Raw genomic sequence first — 5,668 nt, 5'->3', positions numbered from 1 at the left:
CCCCGCCTACAACTCCGCCTGTAGCCGCACCTGTCGCTACACCCTCCGGTGCTTTGGTACCTGTCTCTTTACTGATCGTCCTCAGCTCGTCACGGTCACGTGTGATGACGGAAATTTCACTGCTTGGAATGCCTCTGCTCTGCAATTGTCCAATCGCACGAGATGCTTCCTGCTCTGTATCAAAAACACCGACAATTTTCTTTTCGTTATAATCGTTTATGTTATTAGCCATGGTAGTTACCTCCCAATATTTTGGTGTTGAGTGGTTCGTCCTTCATTACCCGGCTGTCCTGACGTTTAAACGATTTTATGAAAATTCAAAAAAACGATTACTTTGAAATTTAAACCATTCTATAAGCTATACTGGAAAGTTACATATGGAGCCACTACGCAGTCAGATGATGTTCCCATCCCTGTTATCCCCGGATTTCCTGAATGAACGTTACTGCACCATTCAGCCTACTCCATTTTTATGTGAATTTTTCGAGTTCAGTGTTGATTTGGACAAAACAGCTGCTGTTTAACGCTTTGGCTTTGCTCTGTTGGTCGCCACAGCTTCCAACGGATCATCCGGCCAATAATGCTTGGGATATCTGCCCTTTAGATCCTTTTTGACCTCAAAATAACCCTCGCTCCAGAAGCTCGACAAGTCGGAAGTTACCTGTACAGGTCGTTGCGCAGGTGACAGCAGATGCAGCACGATTGGCACGCGTCCGCGTCCAATACGCGGTGTATCTCGCATACCGAACAACTCTTGCAGCCGCACTGCCAGTGCGGGCGCCTCGGGATTGGAATAATCGACAGGAATACGGGAACCGCTGGGCACACGGATATGCGTCGGCGCTTCCTGCTCAAGCTGCTGCCGCTGTTCCCAATCCAGTCGGCCCAGCAGCAAGGCAGCACCGTCCAGCCGTTGCAGATCGGATACATTTTTGGCTCCAAGGGCAAAGGGCAGCAGCCACGAGTCCAGTGAATCCAGTAATGCTGGCTCGGTGCTGTCTGGCCAATCCTCGGGCGATGAGAAATGCATAAAAATCAAACGCGCCTGCAACTGGAGGGTTTGCCGATTCCAGGACAGCAGCTTTAGACCGCGTTCACGCACACCCTGCATCAAGGCGGCAGCGATTTCCTCTGTCGGAGGACGCTCATAGGAGGTTTCCTTTAAAACAAGTGAGCCGAGCTGTAATACCTTACGCGCTCTCACTGCTGACGCTGAGCTGTCCCAATATACATTTGCTTGCTCCAGCAGCAATTCGCTGCAATGCTCGATCAGCTCTTGCAGTTCAATCGGTGCCGCCAACTGAATGGCACCGTCCGCTCCCTCGTCGTCCACTTCGGCGGCGACGAGATAGGACGAACGCGACATCCACTCCACTTGTCGGAGTCGCGCACCCCGGCCGCCGCTCAGCAAAAAGCGGCCATCCCCCCGGCCCTGCGCGATCCGGTCCGGATACGCAAAGGCCAGCAGCAGCCCGCAGGCCGCGGAGCCGTCAGGCTCGTCCTGCCCTGCGGCTGCTTTCGGCAGCGTGGCTAATAGCTGCCGACTCTCCTGCACGATACGGCGAATCACCGTATCGTCTGCCGCCCGCAGCAGGCTGTGCGTGCTGCGGGCGTGAGCCGCCTCGCGCAGTGCGTCCAGCCGCGGGCGCAAATCCGTTCCGCCATGGGTGCGGAACGGGTCCCGCTCTTGCAGCAGCGCAGCGAGGCGGCTGGCGGTCGGCGCCAAGCCGAGGGTTGCCGCGCGCAGCAACATGTGCCCGAGGCGCGGATGTGCGCCCAAGGCGGACACCTCGCGTCCGTGCGCGGTGATGCCGCCTGCCGTGCCATCGGCTGCGACATCCAGGCAGCCGAGCTGGCGCAGCAGGCCCGTGGCCTGGCGGTACGCCGCCTCAGGCGGGGCATCCAGCCAGGCCAGCTCGGCGGGCTCGCGGACGCCCCAGGCGGCCAGCTCCAGCGCGAGCGGGGCCAGATCCGCCGCCGCGATTTCCGGGCGGCTGGCATCGGGGAGCGCGGCGTGCTCCTGCGCGCTCCACAGCCGGTAGCATACGCCCGGCTGAAGGCGGCCCGCCCGGCCGCGCCGCTGATCGGCGGAGGCTTTGGACACCTTGACGGTGGTCAAACGGCTCATGCCGGTTCGCGCGGAGAAAACGGATTCCCGCGACAGCCCGCTGTCTATTACGACCGTAATCCCGGCTATCGTCAAGCTGGACTCGGCAATCGAGGTTGCCAATACGACTTTTCGGCTGCCCGAAGCCGACGGGCGTATCGCTTCATCCTGCTGCTCCAGCTTCATACTGCCGTACAGCGGAATAACCTTGACGTGTGTAGGCAAATTCCTTGAAGCCAGCTCACGTTCCGTTCTATGAATTTCTCTGGCTCCCGGGAGAAATACCAGCAGATCGCCTTCATGAGCATGAAGCGCCTTGTCTACCGTCTCTGCCGTAAAGGATTCTAACGTAGTCGATGAAGGCTTGGGTATATGAAGTGTCTCTACCGGAAATACCGTACCCGGACATTCCAGTAATGGAGCATCCCCCAATAGACGGCATACAGGCTCGGCCTCCAGTGTGGCAGACATGATCAATATTTTTAAATCAGGCCGCAGCAATGCCTGACTTTGCAGGGCAAGCGCCAAGCCTAAATCTGCATGCAGGCTACGTTCATGAAACTCATCAAAAATGATCAGGCCGATTCCCTCCAACGCCTGATCATTTTGCAGCATTCGGGTCAGCACGCCCTCCGTAACCACTTCAATCCGCGTATTCGGCCCTACTTTTGTATCCATGCGAACCCGGTAGCCCACCGTCTGCCCGGTTTGTTCTCCCAGCGCCTTCGCCAATTGCGCCGCCGCTGCACGTGCCGCCAAGCGCCTTGGCTCCAGCATCAATATTTTTTGCCCCGCCAGCCACGGCTCGTGCAGCAATTCAAGTGGCGTAACCGTCGTTTTGCCTGCGCCCGGCTGTGCAATCAATACGGCAGCGGAATGGGATTGCAGCGCATTTTTAAGCTCGGGAATAATTTGAATGATAGGCAGTTGTTTATCTGTATCTGTCAATGAAATCTCTCCAATGATACGCGGATGCGTAGAATCTAAGTGTTGTTTCTATATGAACAACGAATTTGCTTTTCCTATTGTGAATTTTTCACTACCTGCAATTATTATATTTTGAATGACGAAGCTACGATTCTATCCCTCCAACCGCTTACGCACAGCCAGCTCATATTCATAAAATACCGACGAAGCGTTCAGCCCTCTTTCCTCCAGCAGCATGCGTAGACGAAGCGATTTTTCAGTCAGCTTGCGACGAATGCGCTGTTGCTCTCCCGCCTCACGACAAGCATGGAGCAAATCGCGTAGCTGGACGCACTCCTTTTGCAATTGAAGCTCCTCCGGTAAAATGCCCGCATTTTTCAGTAGCTTGTACGACATACGCAGCTCCTCTGGAACATGTGATAAATCCTCAATAATCAGCGGCTTGCCCGCTCCTGACAGATTATCAAACTCGCCTTTCGCCATCGCTTCGGTAATTTTTTGCTCGGCCATTCTGGAGAACATTCCCATAGATCAACTCAACTCCTATATAAACATATGTACAACCATATTGGATCATAAAAATGGGGTCTTTCGTCACTGTAGCATAAATCTCCAGAAGATGTCCTGCATTCATGGGAAAAAGGGAAAGAGGGGAGGATTACTCTTCTATTCCAAGCAATTGGGATACTTGTGTTCTATGTTTCTTGGCCCTACGCGTTCCGTGAATGAGATTGGACAATCGGCTAGGTGGTATATGATATGTCTCACAAAATGTTTTCTGGTCAATTTGTTTCTCAACCAGCTTTTGTTTAATTTTCCACCCAAAAGGGAGTCTGTAACGTGATAATAGGGAAGAGAATAAAAAAATCGGCAGATTGGTTTTGTACAGCGCGAAGCGGCAATAACGCAGGCGTATTCACATAGAAAGCATCAGTCCACCAGTGCGATCAGCACACAGACGAGGGATAATGCCCTTTTCGGCGGATCAAGACCGATGCAATCGATATTTTAGCCAGAGCACTAAAGCTGACACGGTACACTTATGAAAATTCTCTTGTATCGGGAGGAATTGTAGTTTCATAATAAAAAGAACAGATCGGTAATCAGTAATCAGCCGACCTGTTCTTTTTAGTGCTAAAGTATTAATTCATCGAAAAATCTAAATCTACGATACAAAAATTTGGAAATATGATATCATAATATCTGCATTTATATATTTATTAGGAAATAATGGAATGAATATGAAGATGTCGGGTAGTCGTCGCCTTTTAGCGTATTTATGTCTGTTGCATTATTATTAACTTCTTTCTTAATTAGCTGGGGTTTCACATGCTGCGGATACTTCTGTCGAACCTCTTACCAAAGAGCAGTATATCAATTTCTTGCAAAACTATGATTCTAGTACAGCAACCAAACTTGGTGTACAGACTTTGGATGCCAAAAGTGCAGTTACCGATGCTCAGAAAGCACTCGAACAATTCAAAGCACTTACCGAAGAGCAGCAAGAAAAATTTGTTGCGACTCTAAGTGATCCTAAATTTTTATTTGAAGCGCTTCAAGGTCCTGATCAAAAAACACCAGAGGGGATCGAAACCCAGACCATCATTCAGCCTGCGGCGGTACAACAAGCAACCGTTTCGTACTCAAGAGTTGCGACCTTGTTTGGAATAGAGTTATTGGAATATAAAGCGACCGGATCATTTTCTTATGACAAATCAAAAGATAAAGTTGTCCAGACAATCTCTTATAATGCCTATGTAGCTAAAAACATTAATCCGTTATGTCAAACAACTTTGCTCTATGCAAACAAATCTATAATTAATAACCGCTTTAAAGGTGAAGCCGTTTTCTCATATGGGGTAGGGCCGATAAAAGGATATGAATGGCAAACAGGTAGCTTCCGTTTCGATACAACTGGCTATTCTGACGGAACTAATTATACGTTGGGATATATGGAGTAACTGAAAATGAAAAAATTAATAATATGGACTTTGATTATCATCATGGCGATTTTTCTCATATTAGTAGGACTTGTCTTTTACACATCTAGTCAGCTCAAGGTACCTGATGCACAAAAAAGCTCATTTAATTTAGAGCAAACACATCTAAATAATTCGTGTCCGCTTTTTGACCGGAAATTGTCCGTTTAATTGCACGCCATTGGACTTCTGATGTGGTAAATTTGTAATATGGAAAATCAAATAAGACGAATCGAGGCGCAACGCTTCAGTGATCAGGTCGGCCAATCTGCCGGCCTTTTTGATTTTTCGAAATACCGTATTAGGAAGAGATGAACCATGTCTACTACACTACCACGTTTCGCATTTTTGGATTCAGAAGGCATCCTGCATCTTCACGATGAGAAACATGCCAAGCAGCACTGGCAAACATGTACAAACTTCACTAACTGATGACATGAGCGGCTATCCAGTTGTTGAGGGTCAAGGCGTTATTTACTATACCCACGAGGTCAAGGCTTATGTTCAAGGCAACAGGTCGAAAGGCCCGCTCATCGCTACGCCGCCAGTGCTCAAGTAGCTCGCAGCAGCAGAGCCTCTGTAACCAAGCATCACCAGAGCCATTCCACACTCTCATATAGAGTGCGACATATAATATCGGCTACAAAAAACAAAT

Annotated in this window: 7 protein-coding genes; 3 read left to right on the top strand and 4 right to left on the bottom strand. The window is 49.8% G+C overall.

The features are described from left to right. Positions 1-232, bottom strand: a 232-nt coding sequence (locus tag C1I60_RS25765) for a general stress protein (RefSeq protein WP_252361759.1), incomplete at its 3' end; no start/stop codon positions are given. A 145-nt stretch (positions 233-377) separates the two neighbouring features. On the opposite strand from C1I60_RS25765, the gene C1I60_RS24560 reads away from it, so the two are divergent. Further along, positions 378-524 (top strand): hypothetical protein, encoded by a 147-nt coding sequence (locus tag C1I60_RS24560; RefSeq protein WP_170970835.1) that lies wholly within the window; start codon positions 378-380, stop codon positions 522-524. On the opposite strand, the gene hrpB is transcribed toward C1I60_RS24560, so the two are convergent. From hrpB to C1I60_RS25760, 3 genes are all read right to left on the bottom strand, one after another. Beyond that, a complete protein-coding gene (gene hrpB, locus C1I60_RS17220; protein ID WP_137062841.1) occupies positions 521-3,055 on the bottom strand; it encodes an ATP-dependent helicase HrpB in 2,535 nt (844 codons plus the stop codon). The genes C1I60_RS24560 and hrpB overlap by 4 nt on opposite strands. A gap of 132 nt (positions 3,056-3,187) precedes the next feature. Next, positions 3,188-3,562, bottom strand: coding sequence for a DnaJ family domain-containing protein (locus C1I60_RS17215; protein ID WP_137062840.1), 375 nt, complete (start codon positions 3,560-3,562; stop codon positions 3,188-3,190). A 130-nt stretch (positions 3,563-3,692) separates the two neighbouring features. Further along, the gene (locus tag C1I60_RS25760) at positions 3,693-3,902 is read right to left on the bottom strand and encodes an XRE family transcriptional regulator (RefSeq protein ID WP_137062927.1); all 210 of its coding nucleotides are present in this window, start codon (positions 3,900-3,902) and stop codon (positions 3,693-3,695) included. A 514-nt stretch (positions 3,903-4,416) separates the two neighbouring features. Here C1I60_RS25760 and C1I60_RS17200 point away from each other — a divergent pair. Both C1I60_RS17200 and C1I60_RS17195 read left to right on the top strand, forming a co-directional pair. Next, positions 4,417-4,995 carry a hypothetical protein gene (locus tag C1I60_RS17200; protein WP_137062839.1) on the top strand — a complete coding sequence of 193 codons (579 nt, stop codon included), beginning with the start codon at positions 4,417-4,419 and terminating at the stop codon, positions 4,993-4,995. A gap of 397 nt (positions 4,996-5,392) precedes the next feature. Then, positions 5,393-5,572, top strand: coding sequence for a hypothetical protein (locus C1I60_RS17195; RefSeq protein WP_252361758.1), 180 nt, complete (start codon positions 5,393-5,395; stop codon positions 5,570-5,572). The last annotated feature ends 96 nt before the right edge of the window (positions 5,573-5,668 follow it).

The sequence above is a fragment of the Paenibacillus terrae genome, from assembly GCF_005217525.1.
GTDB classification, from domain to species: Bacteria; Bacillota; Bacilli; order Paenibacillales; family Paenibacillaceae; genus Paenibacillus; species Paenibacillus terrae_C.
The sequence above is the reverse complement of the archived record's forward strand: the minus strand, read 5'-3'. Positions and strand labels throughout refer to the sequence as shown.